General features: G+C 71.4%; 19 protein-coding genes. 9 read left to right on the top strand and 10 right to left on the bottom strand.

From position 1 onward, the window contains the following. Positions 1–32 precede the first annotated feature (32 nt). Positions 33–1,331, top strand: coding sequence for an ATP-binding protein (locus tag AAC944_RS15295; protein WP_037773497.1), 1,299 nt, complete (start codon positions 33–35; stop codon positions 1,329–1,331). Positions 1,332–1,344: 13 nt separating this feature from the next. Here AAC944_RS15295 and AAC944_RS15290 read toward each other — a convergent pair whose 3' ends face one another. Together AAC944_RS15290 and AAC944_RS15285 are read right to left on the bottom strand one after the other, a co-directional pair. Further along, positions 1,345–1,869 (bottom strand): GtrA family protein, encoded by a 525-nt coding sequence (locus AAC944_RS15290; protein ID WP_030623985.1) that lies wholly within the window; start codon positions 1,867–1,869, stop codon positions 1,345–1,347. Between the two features lie 144 nt (positions 1,870–2,013). Beyond that, positions 2,014–2,457, bottom strand: a complete 444-nt coding sequence (locus AAC944_RS15285; protein WP_051872394.1) for a protease inhibitor I42 family protein — start codon at positions 2,455–2,457, stop codon at positions 2,014–2,016. 137 nt (positions 2,458–2,594) lie between these two features. Here AAC944_RS15285 and AAC944_RS15280 point away from each other — a divergent pair, with 137 nt between their 5' ends. The 4 genes from AAC944_RS15280 (at position 2,595) to AAC944_RS15265 (ending at position 6,896) form a co-directional block, all read left to right on the top strand. Continuing rightward, a complete protein-coding gene (locus AAC944_RS15280) occupies positions 2,595–3,734 on the top strand; it encodes a 5-(carboxyamino)imidazole ribonucleotide synthase (protein ID WP_078888964.1) in 1,140 nt (379 codons plus the stop codon). Continuing rightward, positions 3,731–4,276, top strand: coding sequence for a 5-(carboxyamino)imidazole ribonucleotide mutase (purE, locus tag AAC944_RS15275; RefSeq protein WP_030623979.1), 546 nt, complete (start codon positions 3,731–3,733; stop codon positions 4,274–4,276). The genes AAC944_RS15280 and purE overlap by 4 nt, the downstream gene beginning before the upstream one ends. Beyond that, positions 4,273–5,451, top strand: a complete 1,179-nt coding sequence (locus tag AAC944_RS15270; protein WP_030623978.1) for a dipeptidase — start codon at positions 4,273–4,275, stop codon at positions 5,449–5,451. Before purE ends, AAC944_RS15270 begins: the two co-directional genes overlap by 4 nt. Before the next feature lie 191 nt (positions 5,452–5,642). Continuing rightward, entirely contained in the window at positions 5,643–6,896 is a 1,254-nt protein-coding gene (locus AAC944_RS15265) for a dipeptidase (RefSeq protein ID WP_051872393.1), read from the top strand. Positions 6,897–6,957: 61 nt separating this feature from the next. On the opposite strand, the gene AAC944_RS15260 is transcribed toward AAC944_RS15265, so the two are convergent. After that, complete coding sequence (locus tag AAC944_RS15260; RefSeq protein WP_030623972.1) at positions 6,958–7,332, bottom strand: VOC family protein; 375 nt, start codon at positions 7,330–7,332, stop codon at positions 6,958–6,960. Positions 7,333–7,406: 74 nt separating this feature from the next. Between AAC944_RS15260 and AAC944_RS15255 the strand changes: the two genes are divergently transcribed. Next, positions 7,407–7,955, top strand: coding sequence for a CGNR zinc finger domain-containing protein (locus AAC944_RS15255; RefSeq protein ID WP_030623969.1), 549 nt, complete (start codon positions 7,407–7,409; stop codon positions 7,953–7,955). An 11-nt stretch (positions 7,956–7,966) separates the two neighbouring features. Here AAC944_RS15255 and AAC944_RS15250 read toward each other — a convergent pair whose 3' ends face one another. Next, a complete protein-coding gene (locus tag AAC944_RS15250) occupies positions 7,967–9,307 on the bottom strand; it encodes a UDP-glucose dehydrogenase family protein (protein WP_030623966.1) in 1,341 nt (446 codons plus the stop codon). A 179-nt stretch (positions 9,308–9,486) separates the two neighbouring features. Between AAC944_RS15250 and AAC944_RS15245 the strand changes: the two genes are divergently transcribed. Then, a complete protein-coding gene (locus tag AAC944_RS15245) occupies positions 9,487–10,659 on the top strand; it encodes an acyl-CoA dehydrogenase family protein (RefSeq protein ID WP_030623963.1) in 1,173 nt (390 codons plus the stop codon). Between the two features lie 73 nt (positions 10,660–10,732). Here AAC944_RS15245 and AAC944_RS15240 read toward each other — a convergent pair whose 3' ends face one another. Then, positions 10,733–12,025 carry an LCP family protein gene (locus tag AAC944_RS15240; RefSeq protein ID WP_030623960.1) on the bottom strand — a complete coding sequence of 431 codons (1,293 nt, stop codon included), beginning with the start codon at positions 12,023–12,025 and terminating at the stop codon, positions 10,733–10,735. Positions 12,026–12,281: 256 nt separating this feature from the next. Between AAC944_RS15240 and AAC944_RS15235 the strand changes: the two genes are divergently transcribed. After that, positions 12,282–12,836 (top strand): acyl-CoA thioesterase, encoded by a 555-nt coding sequence (locus AAC944_RS15235; protein WP_030623957.1) that lies wholly within the window; start codon positions 12,282–12,284, stop codon positions 12,834–12,836. Between the two features lie 44 nt (positions 12,837–12,880). Here the strand turns inward: AAC944_RS15235 and AAC944_RS15230 are convergent, their stop codons facing one another. After that, positions 12,881–14,323 carry an LCP family protein gene (locus tag AAC944_RS15230; RefSeq protein WP_030623954.1) on the bottom strand — a complete coding sequence of 481 codons (1,443 nt, stop codon included), beginning with the start codon at positions 14,321–14,323 and terminating at the stop codon, positions 12,881–12,883. A gap of 145 nt (positions 14,324–14,468) precedes the next feature. On the opposite strand from AAC944_RS15230, the gene AAC944_RS15225 reads away from it, so the two are divergent. Beyond that, positions 14,469–15,512 (top strand): glycosyltransferase family 2 protein, encoded by a 1,044-nt coding sequence (locus tag AAC944_RS15225; RefSeq protein WP_368397198.1) that lies wholly within the window; start codon positions 14,469–14,471, stop codon positions 15,510–15,512. A gap of 75 nt (positions 15,513–15,587) precedes the next feature. On the opposite strand, the gene AAC944_RS15220 is transcribed toward AAC944_RS15225, so the two are convergent. From AAC944_RS15220 to AAC944_RS15205, 4 genes are all read right to left on the bottom strand, one after another. Then, positions 15,588–17,237: an LCP family protein gene (locus AAC944_RS15220; protein ID WP_030623948.1), complete on the bottom strand. Its 1,650-nt coding sequence runs from the start codon at positions 17,235–17,237 to the stop codon at positions 15,588–15,590. Positions 17,238–17,355: 118 nt separating this feature from the next. Next, the gene (locus tag AAC944_RS15215; RefSeq protein WP_030623945.1) at positions 17,356–19,119 is read right to left on the bottom strand and encodes an LCP family protein; all 1,764 of its coding nucleotides are present in this window, start codon (positions 19,117–19,119) and stop codon (positions 17,356–17,358) included. A gap of 218 nt (positions 19,120–19,337) precedes the next feature. Continuing rightward, positions 19,338–20,603 carry an LCP family protein gene (locus tag AAC944_RS15210; RefSeq protein ID WP_196943348.1) on the bottom strand — a complete coding sequence of 422 codons (1,266 nt, stop codon included), beginning with the start codon at positions 20,601–20,603 and terminating at the stop codon, positions 19,338–19,340. Between the two features lie 219 nt (positions 20,604–20,822). Then, on the bottom strand, positions 20,823–21,575 hold the full coding sequence (locus AAC944_RS15205) for a TIGR03089 family protein (protein WP_030623940.1): 753 nt from the start codon (positions 21,573–21,575) through the stop codon (positions 20,823–20,825). Positions 21,576–21,600: the final 25 nt, after the last annotated feature.

Raw genomic sequence — 21,600 nt, 5'->3', positions numbered from 1 at the left:
CAGGAACCACCCACCCCCGCCCGGAGGGCACCGTGCGCCGCCGACTGATCAATTCCACCCTCGCCGTGGTGCTCGTCGTGATCGCCGTCTTCGGCGTCTCGCTCGTCATCGTGGAGACCCGCACCATCCAGGCGGGCGCCCAGGAGAGCGTGGGGGCCGAGGCCGTACGGCTGGTGGGCATGGTGGAGAGCCGGCTGAGCGGCGGCGAGAAGATCACCGCCGAGGTGCTGTCGGAGCAGATCACCACCGACCGGTACGCCCTGATCGAGGTGCCGGGCCACGCCCCGGTGGAGATCGGCGAACGGCCCTCGGGCGACGTCATCGACTCCACCGTGCACGGCGAGCGGGGCGAGACCGTCACCGTCCAGGAGCCCCGCTCCGCGGTCAGCGCCGAGATCGGCCGGACGCTGCTGATCATCCTGGCGGTCGCCGCGCTGGCCGTCGTCGCCGCCGTGTTCCTCGCCGTACGCCAGGCCCGGCGGCTGACCGCGCCCCTCACCGACCTCGCCGAGACCGCCGAGCGGCTCGGTTCCGGCGATCCCCGGCCGCGCCACCGCCGCTACGGCGTGCACGAGCTGGACCGGGTCGCGGACGTGCTGGACGCCTCGGCCGAGCGGATCGCGCGGATGCTCACCGCCGAGCGGCGGCTCGCCGCGGACGCCTCCCACCAGCTCCGTACGCCGCTGACCGCGCTGTCCATGCGGCTGGAGGAGATCACGCTCACCGACGACCCGGAGACGGTGAAGGAGGAGGCGACGATCGCGCTCGGCCAGGTGGACCGGCTCAGCGACGTCGTCCAGCGGCTGCTGACGAACTCCCGCGACCCGCGGTCCGGCTCCGCCGTCGCCTTCGACCTGGACGAGGTCGTCAAGCAGCAGATCGAGGAGTGGCGGCCCGCCTACCGCAGCGCGGGCCGGGCCATCGTCCGCTCGGGGAAGAAGCACCTGCGGGCCGTGGGCACGCCCGGCGCGGTCGCCCAGGTGCTCGCCACGCTCATCGAGAACGCGCTGATGCACGGTGACGGCACGGTCGCGCTGCGCACCCGCGTCACCGGCAACCAGGCCGTCGTCGAGGTCACCGACGCGGGCCCCGGCGTACCGCCCGACCTGGGCTCCCGGGTCTTCGAGCGGACGGTGAGCGGCCGGAACTCCACGGGCCTGGGGCTCGCGGTGGCCCGGGACCTGGCGGAGGCGGACGGCGGCCGGCTGGAACTGCTCCAGCAGGAGCCGCCGGTCTTCGCGCTCTTCCTCAGCCGGGAGTCCGAGCAGTACCGGCCGGACGGCGACGGGGACGAGCCGGAGAACCCGGAGAACGCCGTCAGCCCGCGCTGAGCGCCGCCGGTTCCTACGCGCGGGGGCCGCGCCGGGAGGCGCCGGCGGCCCGGGGCTCCCCGGAGTCCGCGAGGAAGCCCTCGGCGGTCTCCACGGCCTCCTTGGCCGGCAGCGCCCGGAAGACCCAGGAGCGGTAGGACCAGAAGCGGAAGAGCGTGGCGATGCCGATGCCGAGGAACTTGAAGACGTTGTTCTGCAGCGGGGTGTTCCAGCCGCACCAGTACGTCGTGGCGTAGAGGATGCCGTTCTCGATCACCAGGCCGACCGCGCTGAAGAAGACGAAGAGCGTCAGCTCCTTGGTGCGGCCGCTCTTGTCCCGGTCACGGTAGGTGAAGTACCGGAACCCTACGTAGTTGAAGAGGATCGCGACCACCGTCGCCACGATCCCGGCGCGCACCACGGGCAGCTCGGTGGTGTGCCGTACGAGGTTGAAGACCACCAGGTTGACCAGCACGCCGGCCCCGCCCACCGCGCCGAACTTCACGATCTCGCGGGCCAGCAGCCGAAGCCGCGAGCGCAGCGCGCTCCGTCCAGACATTGTGGTGGCTCAGCTCCCCGTGACGGCGTCGTGTCCGGCGGGCCGTGGTCGGCGGCCGGCCGCTCACTCATGCTAACCAGCGCGCCTGCGGGGCGCCCGCGGCCCTTGCGCCACCTTGGACGGGCGGGCTCCAGCAGAAGCCCCCTAGTCCGTCACCGTGACGGAGAAGGCGAGCCGCTCGCCGCCGCGGCCCGGGTCGGCCCGGTCGGTGCCGCACTGGAAGCAGTGCCGCAGCGTCAGCTCGGCACGGCCCGCGCGTACGGCCTGGAACTCCAGGTAGCGGGTGCCGCCGGAGCCCGCCACCACCGGCTCCCGGGCCTCGTAGTGGCTGCCGGCCGGCTTGAGCACCCGCGGGTCGGGGGCCGGGGACTCGATGCTCCAGCGGAAGCCGGTGCCGGGGTTGTCGTCCAGCTCTATCGAGAAGCGCTCGCCGGACGAGACGGAGATGACGGTGTCCTGCGCTCCGTAGACCTCGGGGCGTGCGGTGAGCAGGGAGATCAGGGAGTACACGGCGGCCAGCAGGGCCGCCACCGCGACGGCTATGCCGATCTTGCGGGACGGCGTCGATATGCCGTCGGTGCCGTCCATACGTCCTCCCCCGGTCCGCGCGTCCGGACGAGCCTATCGCCCGATGGCGGCTCGTACAGAGGTACGGAAAGTCCGGTCTAGGAGGATCCTCCAAGGGGTGGCCGGGAACGGACGATCGGAGCGGATACCCTGGGGGCGTGACGTTTCCGGTAGTCGGCATGGTCGGCGGCGGACAGCTGGCTCGTATGACCCACGAGGCAGGCATCCCCCTCGGCATCAGGTTCAAGCTCCTCAGTGACACCCCGCAGGACTCCGCTGCGCAGGTCGTCGGCGATGTCGTCGTCGGCGACTACCGCGACCTGGACACCCTGCGCGAGTTCGCACGCGGCTGTGACGTGATCACTTTCGATCACGAGCACGTCCCCACCGAGCACCTACGGGCATTGGAGGCGGACGGCATTCCCGTACGCCCCGGTCCGGACGCGCTGGTGCACGCGCAGGACAAGGGGGTGATGCGCGCGAAGCTGACCGAGATCGGTGCCCCGTGCCCGCGCCACCGCATCGTCTCGGACCCGGCCGACGTCGAGGCTTTTGCCGCCGAGGGCGAGGGTTTCCCGGTCATCCTGAAGACCGTCCGCGGGGGCTACGACGGCAAGGGCGTCTGGTTCGTACGATCCGCCAAGGACGCCGAGGAGCCGTTCCGCGCCGGGGTGCCCGTCCTCGCCGAGGAGAAGGTCGACTTCACCCGCGAGCTGGCCGCCAACATCGTCCGTTCCCCGCACGGCCAGGCCGTCGCGTACCCGGTCGTGGAGTCCATCCAGGTCGACGGCGTCTGCGACACGGTGATCGCGCCCGCTCCCGGACTCTCCGAGGAGCTGTCGGCGCAGGCCCAGGAGCTGGCGCTGCGGATCGCCAAGGAGCTGGACGTGGTCGGCCACCTCGCGGTCGAGCTGTTCGAGACCGCCGACGGCCGCATCCTCGTCAACGAGCTGGCGATGCGCCCGCACAACAGCGGGCACTGGACCCAGGACGGCGCGATCACCTCGCAGTTCGCCAACCACGTCCGCGCGGTCCTGGACCTCCCGCTGGGCGACCCGCGCCCGCGCGCCGAGTGGACCGTGATGGCCAACGTGCTCGGCGGCGACTACCCGGACATGTACAGCGCGTACCTGCACTGCATGGCCCGGGACCCGCAGCTGAAGATCCACATGTACGGCAAGGACGTGAAGCCGGGCCGTAAGGTCGGGCACGTCAACACCTACGGCGACGACCTGGCCGACGTGCGCGAGCGCGCCGCGCACGCCGCCGGCTACCTGCGAGGAACGATCACCGAATGACCCACACCCCCGGCACCGCGCCCGTCATCGGCATCGTCATGGGCTCCGACTCCGACTGGCCCGTCATGGAGGCCGCGGCCCAGGCCCTCGACGAGTTCGAGATCCCCTACGAGGTCGACGTCGTCTCCGCGCACCGCATGCCGCGCGAGATGGTCGCGTACGGCGAGGAGGCCGCGGGCCGCGGCCTGAAGGCGATCATCGCGGGTGCCGGGGGAGCGGCCCACCTGCCGGGCATGCTGGCCTCGGTCACCCCGCTGCCGGTCATCGGCGTGCCCGTGCCGCTGAAGTACCTCGACGGCATGGACTCGCTGCTGTCCATCGTGCAGATGCCGGCCGGCGTGCCGGTCGCCACGGTCTCCGTCGGCGGCGCCCGCAACGCCGGCCTGCTCGCCGCCCGCATGCTCGCCGCGCACGACGAGGAGCTGCAGGCCCGGATGCGCGAGTTCCAGCAGGAGCTGAACGACCAGGCCACCGAGAAGGGCAAGCGGCTGCGCAACAAGGTCGCGGGCAACGAAGGGTTCGGCTTCGGGAGCGGCAAGTGAGCGAGGCGGCCCGCGACCTCCTCGCGCGCTGGCCCGTCGTCGACGGCCACAACGACCTGCCCTGGGCGCTGCGCGAGCAGGTCCGGTACGACCTGGACCGGCGGGACATCGCCGCCGACCAGTCCGCGCACCTGCACACCGACATCCCGCGGCTGCGCGCGGGCGGTGTCGGCGCGCAGTTCTGGTCGGTGTACGTCCGCTCCGACTACGACGGCGACCGGGCGGTCAGCGCCACCCTGGAGCAGATCGACTGCGTCCGGCAGCTGATCGACCGTCACCCCGGTGACCTGCGGCGCGCGCTCACCGCCGACGACATGGAGGCGGCCCGCGCCGAGGGCCGGATCGCGTCCCTCATGGGCGCCGAGGGCGGCCACTCCATCCACTGCTCGCTGGCCACCCTGCGCGCCCTGTACGCGCTCGGCGTCCGCTACATGACGCTGACCCACAACGACACCATCGCCTGGGCCGACTCGGCGACCGACGAGCCGCGCCACCACGGCCTCACCGCCTTCGGCGAGGAGGTCGTCCGGGAGATGAACCGGCTCGGCATGCTCGTCGACCTGAGCCACGTCTCGGCCGACACCATGCGGGACGCGCTGCGGGTCACCGAGGCGCCGGTGGTCTTCTCGCACTCCTCGGCGCGCGCGGTCTGCGACCACCCGCGCAACATCCCCGACGACGTGCTGGAGCGGCTGGCCGTCAACGGCGGCACCGCGATGGTCACCTTCGTACCGAAGTTCGTGCTGCCCGAGGCGGGAGAGTGGACGCGCCGCGCCGACGAGAACATGCGCGCGCACGGCCTGCACCACCTCGACACCACCGAGGCCGGCATGAAGGTGCAGCGCGCCTTCGAGGCGGAAAACCCCCGCCCGGTCGCCACCGCCGCCACCGTCGCCGACCACCTCGACCACATGCGCGAGGTCGCCGGCGTCGACCACATCGGCATCGGCGGGGACTACGACGGCACCGCCTTCACCCCGGACGGCCTCAACGATGTCGCGGGCTATCCGAATCTGATCGCGGAGCTGCTGGACCGCAAGTGGTCCGAGGCCGACCTCGCCAAGCTCACCTGGCAGAACGCGGTCCGTACGCTGCGCGAAGCGGAGGACGCGGCGCGCGGCATCCGGAAGCGGCGCGGCCCGTCGAACGCGACGATCGACCAGCTGGACGGCTGAGGACCGGTCAGGTCCGGGACGGTGCGCGGAAGACCGCGCGAACCGACCCGTTCGCCGGGGGTGTCGGCCGAACGGCTCACACCTCCGGGCGCGTGTCCGAGTGTTTGATGCCCCGTACGCCTCACTCACCGCGAACAAGCGGATCTCTCGTGTCACGGTGGTCCTACTGCCACCGATTCAGGAGTCCCGAAATGGCCGACCTCGCCCCCGATCTGGAAGCCGCAGACCTCGCCGGTGCCGCCGGGGATCTCGGCGCCGCCGAGGACGCCCACTTCCCGTACGGAACACTCGGACGTCCCGCCGATCCGCCGCTGCGCCGTGACCCGCTCTCCCGCGCGGGCGCGCTGCTCGCCGCACATCCCGTCTTCGACGGCCACAACGCCCTGCCCTGGGCGCTGCGGCTGCACCACGGTGACGACCTGACACCCGGTCACTACTACGACCTCGAATACGGCGAGCCCGCCGTCGACACCGACATCCCCCGGTTGCAGCAGGGCCGGGTCGGCGCGCAGTTCTGGTCGGTGCAGGTGCCGACCGCGCTCAGCGGCGACCACGCCATCAGCGCCACCCTCGAACAGATCGACTTCGTGTACCAGCTGGTGCGGACCTACCCCGAGGCGCTGCGCCTGGCGATGTCCGCCGACGACGTCACCGAGTGCCGCAACCGCGGCCGCATCGCCTGTCTGCTCGGCTCGGCCGGCGGCCAGATCATCGACAGCTCGCTCGGCGCGCTGCGTGCCCTGCACACCCTCGGCGTCCGCTCCATGCTGCTCACGCCGGACCGCAACACCCCCTGGGCGGACGCGGCGGCCGACACCCCGGCCGCGGGCGGGCTCACCGCCTTCGGCGAGGAGGTGGTCCGCGAGATGAACCGCCTCGGGATGCTCATCGACCTCTCGTACGCCTCGATCGACACGATGCGGCACGCGCTGGCCATCACCAAGGCGCCGGTCTTCCTGAACCGCTCGGCGGCCAGGAACCTGACGAACCACCGGCACAACGTGCCCGACGACATCCTCGCCCAGCTGCCCCGCAACGGCGGGATCTGCATGGTCACCTTCAGCCCGCAGCGGGTGGCCGGGCCGGTGGGCACCGCGGCCATCGAGGACGTCGCCGACCACCTCGACCACGTACGGAACGTGGCGGGGCCGCGGCACGTCGGCCTCGGCGGCGGGTTCGACACCGACCCGGCCGACGGGCGGCCGCAGGGCCTGGAGGACGTCTCCGGCTATCCGCGGCTGATCGCCGAGCTGATCCAGCGCGGCTGGACGTTCTCCGATCTGGCCGGGCTGACCTGGGGGAACGCGCTGCGTGCGATGCGCGGCGCGGAGTTCGCAGCGCGCGAGGCGCGGCACCGCCGCGGACCGTCGACGGCGACCATCGACCGGCTGGACCGGGCGGACCGCCGGGACCGGATGACCCGGCTGCACTGGGCCTGGACCTGACGGCCGCGGTACGGGTGCGGGGCGGGCGGGAGCACCCCGCCCGCCCCGCACGGAACGGTCCTCAGTGCAGGCAGAGACAGAACGGGTGGCCCGCCGGGTCGAGGTAGACCCGCCAGTCGCGCTTGCCCTCGTCGTGCTGGACCAGCCGCGCGCCGAGCTCCAGCGCCTCGCGCTCGGCCTCCTCGATCCGGTCCCGCGGCACCCGGAAGTCCAGGTGGAACTGCTGGGACCGCTCGCCGCTGGGCCAGTCCGGCGGGACCATGTCGGGCGCCTTCTGGAAGGCGAGCTCCCGCCCCTGCGGCCCCGTCACCTCGATCCAGTCGCCGCCCTCCTCCGGCTCCCCGACCTGCCAGCCGAGCAGGCGGGCGTAGAACTCGGCGAGCGCCTGCGGGTCGGGGGCGTCGAGCACGACGACGCCGTACTGAGCGATGGCCATGGTGTTACCTCCTGCGGCGTTCTAGCGGTAACTTCGTTACTGCATGATGGCCCTCAGTGGGTAACGTGGCAAGGGTGGCCGACCGTAGCGCGCCGCCTTCCCTGGCCCTCGTCCAGGACCTGGCGAACACCCTGGACATCGAGAGCGCGCAGGACGCGCTCGCCGCCCCCGGCGGGCTCGCGGCGTTCCTGCGGGACCACGGGTTGCCGCCGGGCCCCGCCGGGAAACGCGAGCTGGCCGCCGTCCAGCGGCTCCGCGAGGCGCTGCGCGCCGCCTGTCTCGCGCACACCGGCCAGGACGTGCCCGGCACGACCGGACGCACGCTGAACGCCCTGCTCGCCGACGCGCCGCTCACCCTCACCGTCGACGCCCGGGGCGAGGCCGCGCTGCGGCCGGCGGCAGGACTCACCGGCGTCGCCGCGCTGACCGCCCGGATCGCCGCGGGCATCGCGACCGCGGCGGCCGACGGCAGCTGGCGCCGGCTGAAGGCGTGCGAGGCGCACGACTGTCTGTGGGTGTACTACGACCGCAGCCCGGCGGGCCGCAGCCGCTGGTGCTCCATGGCGCTCTGCGGCAGCCGGGCCAAGATGCGCACGTACCGAGCCCGGAAGGCCCAGGCCTAGAGCCAGGGCGCTCAGGCGCGCGGGCGGCCCAGCGCGCGGTACGTCCAGCCGGCCTTGCGCCACAGCTCCGGGTCGAGCGCGTTGCGGCCGTCCAGGATGCGGCGGTGCGCCGCGACCTCGCCCAGCGTCGCCGGGTCCAGCTCGCGGAACTCCCGCCACTCGGTCAGGTGCAGTACGACGTCGGCGCCGCGCACGGCGTCCAGCGCGGTCGGCGCGTACCCCAGCGTCGGGAAGACCCGGCGGGCGTTCTCCATGCCCTTGGGGTCGTACACGGTGACCTGGCCGCCCTGGAGGTGGATCTGGCCCGCGACGTTCAGCGCGGGGGAGTCCCGCACGTCGTCGGAGTCCGGCTTGAAGGTGGCGCCCAGGACGGCGACCCGCTTGCCGAGGAAGCCGCCGCCGACCGCCTCGCGCGCCAGCTCCACCATGTGGCCGCGGCGCCGCATGTTGATCGAGTCGATCTCGCGGAGGAAGGTCAGCGCCTGGTCGGCGCCCAGCTCGCCGGCGCGCGCCATGAACGCGCGCAGGTCCTTCGGCAGGCAGCCGCCGCCGAAGCCGACCCCGGCGCGCAGGAACTTCTTCCCGATCCGCTCGTCGTGGCCGATGGCCTCGGCCAGCTTCACCACGTCGCCGTCGGCCGCCTCGCAGATCTCGGCCATCGCGTTGATGAAGGAGATCTTGGTGGCCAGGAAGGAGTTGGCCGCGGTCTTGACCAGCTCGGCGGTCGGGTAGTCCATGACGACGAACGGCGAGCCCTCGGCCAGCGGCGTGGCGTACACCTCGCGCAGCAGCGACTCGGCGCGGTCGCTCGCGATGCCCACCACGATGCGGTCCGGGTGCAGGGTGTCCTCGACCGCGAAGCCCTCGCGCAGGAACTCCGGGTTCCAGGCCAGCTCCGCCTCCTCGCCGGCCGGCGCCAGCTCGGCCAGCCGCTTCGCCAGCCGCGCCGCGCTGCCCACCGGCACGGTGGACTTGCCGACGACCAGCGTGGGCCGCGTCAGGTGCGGCGCCAGCGACTCGAAGGCGCTGTCGACGTAGGACATGTCACAGGCGTACTCGCCGTGCTTCTGCGGGGTGTTCACGCACACGAAGTGCACGTCACCGAAGGCGCCGGCCTCTTCCCACGAGGTGGTGAACCGCAGCCGTCCGCTGGACCCCGGCAGCCCCGCGACGTGCTTGCGCAGCAGCTCCTCCAGGCCGGGCTCGTACAGGGGCACCTCGCCGCGGCCGAGCATCTCGATCTTCTCGGGCACGATGTCGAGCCCCAGCACCTCGAAGCCGAGCTCGGCCATGGCGGCGGCGTGCGTGGCGCCGAGGTAGCCGGTGCCGATCACGGTGATCTTGAGGGGCATGGACGCTCCAAACGCGAACTGGGGTGACGCTGCGGGCCCGAGCATAGCCGTGACACAGGGCGGGCGATCCGGACGTTGTCGGCAACCTCACGTACCCCGGGCGGTGCCGCGGCTCTAGAATTCGGGGAAACGCGACAGGTTACTTAACGGTAGTTAGCACTCAGGGGAGATGAGAGACCTTGGCGGGAAACGCCGATTTCGATCTGTACCGGCCGGCTGAGGAGCACGACATGCTCCGCGAGTCGGTGCGCGCGCTCGCCGAGGCGAAGATCGCACCGGTCGCCACCGAGGTGGACGAGGAGGCCCGCTTCCCGCAGGAGGCGCTGGACGCCCTGGTCGCCAATGACCTGCACGCGGTGCACGTCCCCGAGGCCTACGGCGGCGCCGGCGCCGACGCGCTCGCCACCGTCATCGTCATCGAGGAGGTGGCCCGCGCCTGCGCCTCCTCCTCCCTGATCCCCGCCGTCAACAAGCTGGGCTCGCTGCCGGTCATCCTGTCCGGCTCCGAGGAGCTGAAGAAGAAGTACCTCGCGCCGCTCGCCAAGGGCGACGCGATGTTCTCGTACTGCCTGAGCGAGCCCGACGCCGGTTCGGACGCCGCGGGCATGAAGACCAAGGCCGTCCGCGACGGCGATTCCTGGGTGCTCAACGGCGTGAAGCGCTGGATCACCAACGCGGGCGTCTCCGAGTACTACACCGTGATGGCCGTCACCGACCCGGAGAAGCGCTCCAAGGGCATCTCCGCCTTCGTCGTGGAGAAGGGCGACGAGGGCGTCTCCTTCGGCGCCCCGGAGAAGAAGCTCGGCATCAAGGGCTCGCCGACCCGCGAGGTCTACCTCGACAACGTCCGCATCCCCGCCGACCGCATGATCGGCGCGGAGGGCACCGGCTTCGCCACCGCGATGAAGACCCTGGACCACACCCGCATCACCATCGCGGCCCAGGCGCTCGGCATCGCCCAGGGCGCGCTGGACTACGCCAAGGGCTACGTCCAGGAGCGCAAGCAGTTCGGCAAGCCCATCGGCGACTTCCAGGGCGTGCAGTTCATGCTCGCCGACATGGCCATGAAGCTGGAGGCGGCCCGCCAGCTCACCTACGCGGCCGCCGCCAAATCCGAGCGGATCTCCGCCGGCGGCAAGGACGAGGACCTCACCTTCTTCGGCGCCGCCGCCAAGTGCTACGCCTCCGACGCCGCCATGGAGATCACCACCGACGCGGTCCAGCTGCTCGGCGGCTACGGCTACACCCGTGACTACCCGCTGGAGCGCATGATGCGCGACGCGAAGATCACGCAGATCTACGAGGGCACCAACCAGGTCCAGCGCATCGTCATGGCGCGCAACCTGCCGTAACCGGCGGACCAGGACACACGGGAAGGCCCCGGCTCCCTCCGCGGAGCCGGGGCCTTCCCGTGTGCCGGGCGGGTCACTCGTCGGCGGTGACCGTGACCGGGTCGTCGTTCTTCAGCTCGTTCACCAGCTGCTTGACCTTCGGCATGTCCCACTGGAGGTTGCCGCCGACGCTGCCGGAGGTCGGCATGTTCATCGACTTGCCCTCGCCGCCCTTGCCGGTGACGTCCTTCAGCGCGAAGAACATCTTGGCCAGCGAGTAGGGGCCCATGTCCTTGTCGACGATCAGGGTGTCCAGGCCGGCGCCCATGGCGGGGTAGAGCTGGAAGGGGTTCAGCAGCGTGCCGGGCGAGGCCACCTGGTGGGCCAGCGTCGAGAGGAACTTCTGCTGGTTCTTGGTGCGGTCCAGGTCACTGCCGGAGAAGGCGTGCCGGGTACGGACGTACGCCAGGGCCTGCTGGCCGTTCAGGGTCTGCTCGCCGGCCTTGAAGTCGGCGCCGGACCACTTGTCCTTGAAGCCCTTCTCCAGCTTCATGTCCACGCCGCCGATGGCGTCCACGATGTTCGCGAAGCCCGCGAAGCCGATCTCGGCGTAGTGGTCGATGTGCAGACCGGTGTTGTACTCCACGGTGCGGACCAGCAGCTGGGGGCCGTCGATGGAGTACGCGGCGTTGAGCTTGTTGGCGCCCATCGCGGGCTGCATCTTGCCGGACTCGGAACCGCGGAACTCCGGGATCGTGATGTTGGAGTCGCGCGGCAGGGAGATCAGCGTCGGGCCGTTGGAGCCCACGTGCAGGATCATCATCGAGTCGGTCCGCTTGCCCTCGGCCGAGCCGGTGTGCAGGTCCTTCTTCTGCTGGTCGGACATGCCCTCGCGGCTGTCGGAGCCGACGATCAGGTAGTTGGTGCCGTCGCCCTCCTCGGGGCGGTCGATCACCTTGCTGAGGTCGACCTCCTTGCGCATCTTGGAGTCGGCCCAGAAGTACGTACCGATCGAGACGGCGAGCACGACGACGACCAGCGTGGTGAGGGTCACCTTGATGCGGCGGCCCCAGTTGGGGCGGGGGCGGTAGCCGTCGTCGCCGTGGCCCGCGCCGCCGCCGCGGCCGCCGCCGTAGACCTGGCCGGTGTTGTACCCGTCGTCGTACCGCCCGCCGCCGTGGCCACCGTCGTAGCCCGGCTGCGGCGGTACGGCCTGCCGGCGCGGCGACATGCCGGGCGGCAGCGGCGGCTCGGAGCCGTATCCGGGAGCGGCGTCGCGGCGCACCTGCCGCATGGCGCGCGCGCCCTCCGGCTGGACGCTGCCGCTGCCGCGTCCGTACCGGTTCCTGTCGTCGTCACGGGGCAACCCGTCGCGCCACTCGCTCATGGGGGAAAGTGTGCCTGCCCGTCGGCCCCGCCATACAGGGCGGGTACATGATCGGACCGCGGCTGTTGCAGAGCTGATGCAAAGCGGTACGGCATAAGGGGGAGGGCGTGAGCATTGCCCCGAGGCCGCGTGGATGAGGAGATACGGGACGGGTGGGGCGCGGGTTTCCGGCGGTCTGCGGACGAATCGTGACAGAGGCGGCCGCCCGGGACCGTCTCGGGCGGAAGGCGCGGTACGCGGTGCATAGGGTGGACGTATGACCGATCTCGTCACCGACGGCCCCGAGGGCAGCCTTCCGGGCAAGCCCACCTCCGTCTCGCGCACCACGCTCAGCCACATCATGGACGCGAGCCACACCAATCTCCTCGGCACGGTCCACGGCGGCGTGATCATGAAGCTGGTGGACGACGCGGCGGGCGCGGTGGCCGGCCGGCACTCCGGCGGCCCGGCCGTCACCGCCTCCATGGACGAGATGGCGTTCCTGGAGCCGGTCAGGGTCGGCGACCTGGTCCATGTGAAGGCCCAGGTCAACTGGACCGGCCGGTCCTCCATGGAGGTCGGCGTACGGGTACTGGCCGAGCGCTGGAACGAGTCCACCCCCGCCCAGCAGGTCGGCTCCGCCTACCTGGTCTTCGCCGCCGTCGACGAGAACGGCAAGCCGCGCCCGGTCCCGCCGGTGATCCCCGAGACCGAGCGCGACAAGCGCCGCTACCAGGAGGCGCAGATCCGCCGTACGCACCGGCTCGCCCGCCGCCGCGCCATCAAGGAGCTGCGCGAGCGCCGCGCCGCCGACGGCGTCGACGAGAGCTGACCCCGCTGCCCCGGGCGGGAGCGGTCAGCGGCGCCCGGGAGCGGTCACCGGCAATCCTCCTCGTCCCCCGTGACCGCCTCGACGTCCTCGGAGCCGGGGGAGGACGTCTCGGTGCGCACCTTGTGCACGTCCTTGTGGTCGGGGCCGAGCGTGACGCGCAGCACCGGCCCCTGCCCGGGCACCTCGCGCAGCTCCGCGCCGGGCAGCGCGGCGGCCAGCGTCCGCACCGAGCGGTTCCAGCGCGGGTCGTAGGCGATCTCGGTGTGCTCGGCCGGGGACGGGGCGTTGCGGGGCGTACCGGTGGTCGCGAAGCCGTTCTTCCGCAGCGCCTCGTCGGTCCGCGCGGCCTGGCCGCGGATGCGGGTGCCGTTGTCGACCTGGACCCGGACCTCCTCCGGCGCCACCTCGACCATGGTCGCGCGGTGCTTGCGCTTCTTGTGGACGGCCAGCGGGCGGTCCGCGCGGACGGCCTCGAAGAGCTGCTCCGCCCGCTCCTCGTCCCACTTCACCGTCGAGCCGAGGTTCGGCACGGTGTAGCTGATGTCGCCGACGGGGACGGAGGCGAACTCCGAGGACGAGGGCTTGAAGCCGCGCAGCGCCTGGCCGAGCGCGACCATCTCCCGCGGGCCGAAGCCGGCGTCGGCGCGCAGCGAGCCCAGCACGGTCGAGCTGATCCGCTTGAACGTCACGGGGTTCATCAGCGCGTCCGAGTCGGTGATCCGGTTCAGCAGGCCGACCAGGAAGCGCTGCTGCCGCTGCATACGGCCCAGGTCCGAGCCGCCGTCGAGATGCCGGGCGCGTACGTACTGCAGCGCCTCGCCGCCGTTCAGCTCACTGCGGCCCTTCGGCAGGTCGAGCCCGGTGTAGCGGTCCTTCAGCGGTGAGCTGGTGCACACCGGCACGCCGCCGACCGCGTCCACGGTCTTCATGAAGCTGGTGAAGTCGACCTCCAGGTAGTGGTCGATGTGCACGCCGGTCATGTGCTCGACGGTACGGACGGTGAGGTTCGGGCCGCCCTCCGCGTACGCCGCGTTCAGCCGGACGGGGTGGGCCGGGACCGTCCGCCCGGTCTTCTCGTCCTGGTACTCGGGCACCTCGGCGTAGGAGTCGCGGGGCAGGCTGATCACGCTGGCCCGGTCCCTGGCCGCCGACAGGTGGACGAGCATGACCGTGTCGGTGCAGTGACAGGGCTCACCGCCGAGGTGGTACCGGTCCTTCTCCGCCTTCGACAGCCGGTCCCGGCCGTCCGTGCCCGCGACCAGGAAGTTCATCCCGTTCCCGGTGACCGGCTTCGGCCGGTGGTCCATGCCCTTGAAGGCGTCCACCCGGGCGATCCCCTCGTCGACCCCGGTGACCATCGCGTGTCCGATGCCGCTCGCGGCCAGCAGGGTGACGGAGCCGACAGCGGCGATCCGCACGATCCACCGTGCGCGCCGGCGCCGCCTGCGTGGAGCGGGGAGAGGGAGGGTGCGGGGCGGTGGGGGCATGGACGGGGCACCTCCTCGTAGGAGCAGGGGACGGACGACAGTACGTCGATATGATCGGCTGACTGTCATCACACGCCGCTCCCGTCCACGGCGCCACTCGGCTGCCGTCAGGCCCGTACGCCCGTTCGCGGTAACGTGAACTCTGATGAACGACACCCACGCCACGCCGAGCCGGCACCCCGCGGTCTCCGTGATCATGCCGGTGCTCAATGAGGAACGTCATCTGCGCAACTCCGTGCGCCACATCCTGGAGCAGGAGTACGAGGGCGAGATGGAGGTGGTGATCGCGCTCGGGCCGTCCACGGACCGCACCGACGAGATCGCCGCCGAGCTGGTACGGGAGGACCCGCGGGTGCACACCGTGCCCAATCCGACCGGCCGTACGCCCGCCGCGCTGAACGCCGCGATCAAGGCGTCCCGGCACCCCGTCGTGGTGCGGGTCGACGGCCACGGCATGCTGTCGCGCAACTACATCGCGACCGCCGTGCGCCTCCTTGAGGAGACCGGCGCGCAGAACGTCGGCGGCATCATGCACGCCGAGGGCGAGAACGCCTGGGAGGAGGCGGTCGCGGCCGCCATGACCTCCAAGATCGGCGTGGGCAACGCGGCGTTCCACACCGGCGGCCAGGCGGGCCCGGCCGAGACCGTCTACCTGGGTGTCTTCCGGCGCGAGGCGCTGGAGCAGCAGGGCGGGTACAACGTGGAGTTCATCCGCGCCCAGGACTGGGAGCTGAACTTCCGCATCCGCGAGGCGGGCGGGCTGGTCTGGTTCTCGCCCGAGCTGAAGGTGCAGTACCGCCCGCGGCCCAGCATCAAGGCGCTGGCCAAGCAGTACAAGGACTACGGCAAATGGCGGCACGTCGTCGCCCGCTACCACTCCGGCTCGATCAACGCCCGCTACCTGGCCCCGCCGACGGCGGTCTGCGCGATCGCCGCGGGCGTCGTGGTCGGCGCCGCGGTGACGCCGTGGGGCTTCGTCGTTCCGGGGGCCTACCTCGCGGCGATCCTGGCGGGCTCCGTCCCGGCGGGCAAGGGCCTGTCGCTCAAGGCCCGCGCCCAGATCCCGGTCGCGCTGGCGACCATGCACATGTCGTGGGGATGGGGCTTCCTCACCAGCCCGCGGTCGCTGGCCAAGAAGGTCATCGCCAGCCGCCGCCCGGCGGTGACGGCACCGGCCGAGACCGCGTAGGCGGCCGCACACGCAACGGCGGCGGCCGGGTCCCCTCGGGGACCCGGCCGCCGCCGTCGTTCCACGGGCCGGGCGTCAGAAGGTGTAGTCCGGGTTCACCTTCATGCACGCCTTCTTGTCCTCGCCGTTGAGGGCGTCCGCGCTCTCCGGGGCCTTGTCCGCCTGCTGCTTGCCGCCGGCCGCCTTCGGGTACGAGGTCCCGGTACGCCAGTCGTTGCCGACGATCAGCCGGATGCCCTGGGCCGAACTGGACTCCTTCACCGCGCTCTTGGGCAGCCCGAGCGCCTTGGCGACGGCCAGCGCGTCCCCCTCGGCGTCCTTGCCCCCGTACGTGATCGTGGTGTCGGCCTGGGCGATGAGCGTGGCGTCGGTGCCGGCGGCCGTGTAGCCGAGCGCCGCGAGCCGCGCCTGGACCTGGCTCGCGCGGCCCACCACCGGGCCCTGGATCGCGCCGTTGGTGCCGTTCTGCACGGTGATCTGCAGCTGGTCCTCGGGCGTCGTGGCCTTCGGGTCGGCCGCGGGCTTCTTCGTCTTCTTGTCCTTGCCGTCCAGCGCGGTGTCGTTGCGCAGCATCGCGAACACCTGCTCGGCCTCGCCCGGCTTGGGGATGACGTAGGACTCGCCGGGGCCGTACGACCACGGCATGGTCGCCATGGTGATCCGCTTGACCGGTACCCGGTTGAGGTCGCCGCCGAGGTCGTAGAGCTTCTTGACGGAGCCGAGCCCCTCGTCCACGGTCAGTGCCTTGGTGGCGGCCTCCGCCAGCGCCTGGAGCTTGCCCGCGTCGGTGAGCTTGGCACTCGACTTGAGCTGACGGATCATCGAGTTCATGTACATGTGCTGGGCCTTGGCCCGGCCGATGTCGGTGTTGTCCTCGAAGCCGTAGCGGGTGCGCAGCCACTGGAGCGCCTGTACGCCCTTGATGTTGTGCTCGCCCTTGGTCAGCTTCAGCCCGCTGCCGTGGCCCTTGCTGTCGTGCGAGTAGATGTTGCCGTCGACGCAGACCGGGACCCCGCCCACCGCGTCGGCCATGTCCACCACACCAGCGAAGTCGATCATCATGAAGTGATCGATGTAGATGCCGGTCAGCTCTTTCCAGGTGGCGACCGTGCAGCCCGGACCGCCGTGCTGCAGCGACTGGTTGATGGGCCCGGTGGTCTGCGGGTACTTCTCGCCGCTCTTGGGGTCGGTGCACTCGGGGATGGTCACGCGGGTGTCGCGGGGTATCGAGAGCACCGACATGCTGGAGCGGTCGGCGGAGACGTGCAGCAGCATCTGCACGTCCGCCAGCGGCTTGCGGCCCACGTCGGCCTTCGCGCCGCCCAGCTCGAGGTTCTCCTTGCTGTTCCGGCTGTCCGAGCCGAGCAGGAGGATGTTCATCGGGGTCTGGCCGAAGGCGTTGGGCTCGGGCTTCTTCAGCCCGCCGGCGCCGAGGTCGAGCGCGCCCTTGCGCAGGTTTCCGTTGAGGTGCTCGTAGTAGAGGTAACCGGCGCCCGCCGTCCCGAGCACGAGGAGCGCGGCGATGCCGGCGGTCCAGCGCAGGACCCGGCGGCCTCTTCGGCGCTTGCGCCTGCCGCGGCCGGCGGGCTCGGCGGTGCCGGCCGCACCGCCCTCCCCGTGCTGCCCGTCGCTGCGGCCTTCGTAGAGGCTGTCGTCCCAGCCCAACTCCTGGGCGTCGGGCTGGTGTCGGCGTGGTCGGTCACCCCGCACACTGCTCTGCCGCATCGGCTGCCCCTCCCCGTTCTTTCCGTCCGGTGGTGCGCTCGGCGGCCTGGCAGGGCGGCCGGATTCGGTCTTCACTTGGTGGTACTGGTTCCGCTGTTGTTACTGGTCCTGCGTGCCCTTACTTGGCACAGACGTTCTTGTTGTCCGCGTTGACGTTCTGGACCCCGTCCGGAGTCTTCGTCGGCGCCTCGACCGGCTGGCCGGCGCCGGTGAAGTCCTTGCCGAGGATGAGCTTCATCGGCACCTTCGGACCGGCGTCGCCCGTCGTCTGCTTCATCGCGGACTTGGGCAGGCCCATCCACTCGGCCAGGGTGGCGGCCTGGCCGGCCTGGTTGGGCGCGTACTCCAGGCGGGTCGTGTCGAGCGTCGTGGGCGCGTTGCCGGCGTTGGTGGACAGCGGCGCGCCCTTGTCGTTCTGCAGCCAGTCGACGGTCTCCTGGGCGGCACCCAGCGGGCCGCCGCCGTTGGAGACGTCGACCCGGACCTCGGCCGCGGGAGCCTTGGTGACCGGCTCTGCCTTCTTCTTGCTCTTTTCCTTCTTCTTCGTCTTGGTGAGCGAGTGGTCGGCCTGGACCATCTTGAACAGCGGTTCGGCCTTGGCCTCATCCAATATGACGGTCGCGGGGTCCTCAGGGTTGTCCAGAACCGGCACGGTCGCGAAGGTGACGTTCTTGACGTCCACCCGGCTGAGGTCCTTGGCCAGGTCCATCAGCTTGCTCGCGGTGCCGATGCCGGTGTCGACGGTGAGCGCCTTGGTGGCGGCGTTGCTCAGCTTCCACAGCTTGCTCGGGTTGCTGAGCGTGTCGTCCGACTTCATCTTGCGGATCATCGAACTGAGGAACTGCTGCTGCAGTTCGATGCGGCTGAGGTCACTGCCGGTGCCGACGGTGTGCCGGGTCCGTACGAAGGCCAGCGCCTGCTCGCCCTGGACGACGTGCTTGCCGGCCTTGAGCTTCAGGTGCGACTTGGGGTCGTTTATGTCCTTGCCGGCGCAGACCTCGACGCCGCCCACCGCGGTGGACAGCTCCTTGACGGCGTTGAAGTCCGCCATCATGAAGTGATTGATCTTCAGGCCGGTCATCTTCTGGACGGTCCGCCAGGTGCAGCCCGGGTCGCGGCCCTCCTGGCCGAGGCTGGTGTTGAAGCGCACCCCCTGCTGACCGGGGATCACCTTCTTCGACCCGTCCTTCTGCGTGGTCGGGCAGTCCGGGATGTCGGTGATCATGTCGCGCGGGATGCTCAGCGCGGTGGCGTTCGTCCGGTCCGCGGAGACGTGCATCAGGATCGTGGTGTCGGCGTGGCCGACACTGCCCAGGTCTCCGTAGCCGTCGTTGCCCTTCCCCTCACGGGAGTCCGTTCCCATGATCAGGATGTTGACCGGGCCGTCGGTGACCGCCTCGTTGTTGATGCCGACGTCGACCTTGGAGATGTTGCCGTCGAGGTGCTGGTAGACGAAGTACGCGCCCGTGCAGCCGGCGACCAGCACGAATCCCATCGTGCCCGCGCCCCAGTACAGCGCCTTCTTCTTCTTCGACGCCTTCGGCTTGGGCTTGCGGCGGCCGGTGCTCGCCGCGGGCGCGGCGGCCGCCGCCGAGCGGTGTCCCGTGCGGCCGCCGGCCCGGCGGTTGCGCTGCGCGGGCAGTTCCCGGGTCGGTGTGTCACCGTCGGATCCGGCCGTTCGGCCGCGCTCCTGCGCGCGCCGCTGCTTCCGGCCACTTTCGGTGGGAGTCGCGGAGGGGGCTTCGGCTCTCCGGCCGCCCTGCCTGGGGGCTGACTTTGCGCCAGCATCCAGTCGCAGTTCGTAGTTGCCGGTGTTCGGGTCGAACACCCACTGATCGGCGGGATCGATGTCGCCCGCCTGCCCACGGCCTTGCGCGTCCACGGTGCCTTGAGTCCTCCGTCGGTGCCACGCGGCGCCTGCCCCCTCAAGGCGCTCGGTCGGTCGGATTGCAGTGCGCGGTCAGCCAGTCTTGCGGACCGGATCGCTCACACTATCCGCCCAGTTCAGCGTCAAGCGACGCCCGTGACAAATTCCACGTCCCTACAACTGGGCAATCCACCCAATACCTTCGTGTCCTTGATCCACCCTTTGCGTGGGTTTTAGCGGCAGATGCCCCGATCTGCTGTGGTTCCCCGGAAGGTGGTCACGGGCCCGGGCGTGGCCGATTCAGGATGGTCGGGCTTGTCAGCTTCGTCCCCGCTGTTCGAACGGCCGGCGCCGCGGGCATCCGTCCGCCCGGTCTGCAGGTCTTTGGCCGGGTCGTCGTATTCGGTGGTGTCCGCCGGTTCTGTCGGCGCCGGCCGTACCGGAACGGGTCGGTCGGCGCGCAGTCGCGCGAAGAGCTGCCCGGCGTCCGGCTGTACCAGTTCGTCGCGGTTCACGTTGTACGCGTACGCCTGCCGGGGAACCGTCAGGAAGCGGATCTTCTCCGTGGGAATGTCCCGGACGCTGCGCACCAGGTTGAACAGGCCCTTCAGCGACGCCAGCTCCTCGTCGGTGGTGAGGGAGCTCGTCGCGGCGTCCAGGAGCGGGTACAGGCGTGTGGGATTGAGCAGTACGCCGTTGCCCTGCACCTTCTTCACCAGTGCCGCCAGGAACTGCTGCTGGCGCGCCATCCGCTGGGTGTCGCTGCCGTTGCCCAGCGATTTGCGGGCCCGTACGTACCCCAGCGCCTGCTCGCCCCGGAGCACATGGCGCCCGGCCGCCAGGTTCAGGTGCGAGTCCTGGTCGGCCACGGCCTCCGGCAGGCAGACCTCCACCCCGTCCACCGCGTCCACCATGTGCGTGAAGCCGGTGAAGTCCAGGATCATGTGGTGGTCGACGCGGATGTCGGTCATCCGCTCGACCGTACGGATCGTGCAGGCCGGTCCCGCCGCCTCGAACGCGTAGTTGAACTGCGTGAAGACCGGCTGGGTGCGGCTGCCGTCCCGCTTGGTGCAGCGCGGCACCTGCACCATCAGGTCGCGCGGGATGCTGACCGCCGTCGCGCTCTTCCGGTCCGCCGCCAGGTGCAGCAGGATCGTGGTGTCCGAGCGCTGGGTGCCGTCGTCGGCGCCGTACTTCCGGTTCCCGCCGCCGCGGTTGTCCGAGCCGATGAGCAGGATGTTCTGCACGTTCTCCGCCGAGGCCGGCGGCCGCTCGGCCTCGTACTCGCGCAGCTTGGCCGCGGTGTCGGAGTCGGCCGTGATGTTGCCGTTGAGCTTGTCGTACGCCAGCCAGCCGAGCGCGCCCGCGCCCAGCACGGCGACGCCCGTGCCGACCGCGGTCCTGCGCAGCCACCGCCGCCGCGGCGGCCGGCCGTCGCCGGCTGCCGGCCGCTCGTTGCAGCGCTGCAGTTCTTCGGGGATCTCCGGCCTGTGCTCCACGGCAGCGTCCACCCCTCGTGCGTCGGCCGCACGGGGTACGGCCGGTCACTCGGTGCCGCGGCCCGGGCGGTGTACCCGGACCCCGGTACCCCGGCAGACGGCCGAGTCCCGCGCAGGGTTGTACCTCTCCACGATCATCGGCCGCGCGGGACGGATCGGCGCCCGCTGCGGGCGCCGACTGGGCCGGTCGGGCGACGTGCCGGACGCCTGGCCGGGGGCTCAGTCCCCGGCGGGCGCGACGACGGTGACCTGCTCGGCCTCCTTGCGCCTGGCCAGTCCGCCGTCGTCGAGCCGGTCCGCGTTGCGGCACAGGACGACCGAGCCGCCGGTCGCCAGTGGTGCGTAGAGCCCGTACGCCAGTCCGTCCCAGGTGCCGTACGGCAGCGTGGACAGCACCCGCTGCCGCTCGGGCAGCCGCGCCAGCTCCAGGGCCGCCGTGACGGTCTCCGCGCCGGTGAACTCGCGGCCGTCCACGGCGAGCGCGGGGGCCTGCGGATCGACCGGCGCGTACGGCGCGAAGCGGTCGCCCTGGCCCGGCACCTCCGCGGCGTAGTCGGCGAAGCCGGCCGGCGGCTCGGGGAACCGGCCGCCCAGCGGGCGCAGCGCGAGCGCCACCCGCTCCCCGGAGCAGGCCCGCGCCGCCTCCAGGGTGTCCGGGCCGCTGACGACGACGTCCGCGGCCGCCGGGTCGCCGCCCACGTCCGCGACCACGCCGACGGACGAGCAGGCCACCAGCCAGACGGCGGTCTGCCAGTGCGTGGGGAGCAGCAGCGCGAGCCGGTCGCCGGGCTCGGCCGACAGCTCGTCCTGGAGGTAGTTGGCGGTCTTGGCCACCCAATTGGCGAAGGTGGCGACGGACAGTTCGACACGCTCGCCCGTGGCGTCGTCGTAGAAGGTCACGAGCGGCCGCGCCGGGTCGGAGGCCAGCGCGGATCGCAGCAGGTCGGCGGGGGTTCGGTCGGTGGCGTTCATCGCCGTCAGCCTACGCGGGCCGGCT

The sequence above is a fragment of the Streptomyces sclerotialus genome, from assembly GCF_040907265.1.
Classification (GTDB): Bacteria; Actinomycetota; Actinomycetes; order Streptomycetales; family Streptomycetaceae; genus Streptomyces; species Streptomyces sclerotialus.
The sequence above is the reverse complement of the archived record's forward strand: the minus strand, read 5'-3'. Positions and strand labels throughout refer to the sequence as shown.

Coding starts and splice junctions, on each gene's coding strand:
- AAC944_RS15235 (WP_030623957.1), top strand. CDS start 12,282: ATGACCGATCTCGTCACCGACGGCCCCGAGGGCAGCCTTCCGGGCAAG.
- AAC944_RS15225 (WP_368397198.1), top strand. CDS start 14,469: ATGAACGACACCCACGCCACGCCGAGCCGGCACCCCGCGGTCTCCGTG.
- AAC944_RS15230 (WP_030623954.1), bottom strand. CDS start 14,323: ATGCCCCCACCGCCCCGCACCCTCCCTCTCCCCGCTCCACGCAGGCGG.
- AAC944_RS15290 (WP_030623985.1), bottom strand. CDS start 1,869: ATGTCTGGACGGAGCGCGCTGCGCTCGCGGCTTCGGCTGCTGGCCCGC.
- AAC944_RS15205 (WP_030623940.1), bottom strand. CDS start 21,575: ATGAACGCCACCGACCGAACCCCCGCCGACCTGCTGCGATCCGCGCTG.
- AAC944_RS15220 (WP_030623948.1), bottom strand. CDS start 17,237: ATGCGGCAGAGCAGTGTGCGGGGTGACCGACCACGCCGACACCAGCCC.
- AAC944_RS15250 (WP_030623966.1), bottom strand. CDS start 9,307: ATGCCCCTCAAGATCACCGTGATCGGCACCGGCTACCTCGGCGCCACG.
- AAC944_RS15240 (WP_030623960.1), bottom strand. CDS start 12,025: ATGAGCGAGTGGCGCGACGGGTTGCCCCGTGACGACGACAGGAACCGG.
- purE (WP_030623979.1), top strand. CDS start 3,731: ATGACCCACACCCCCGGCACCGCGCCCGTCATCGGCATCGTCATGGGC.
- AAC944_RS15265 (WP_051872393.1), top strand. CDS start 5,643: ATGGCCGACCTCGCCCCCGATCTGGAAGCCGCAGACCTCGCCGGTGCC.
- AAC944_RS15285 (WP_051872394.1), bottom strand. CDS start 2,457: ATGGACGGCACCGACGGCATATCGACGCCGTCCCGCAAGATCGGCATA.
- AAC944_RS15260 (WP_030623972.1), bottom strand. CDS start 7,332: ATGGCCATCGCTCAGTACGGCGTCGTCGTGCTCGACGCCCCCGACCCG.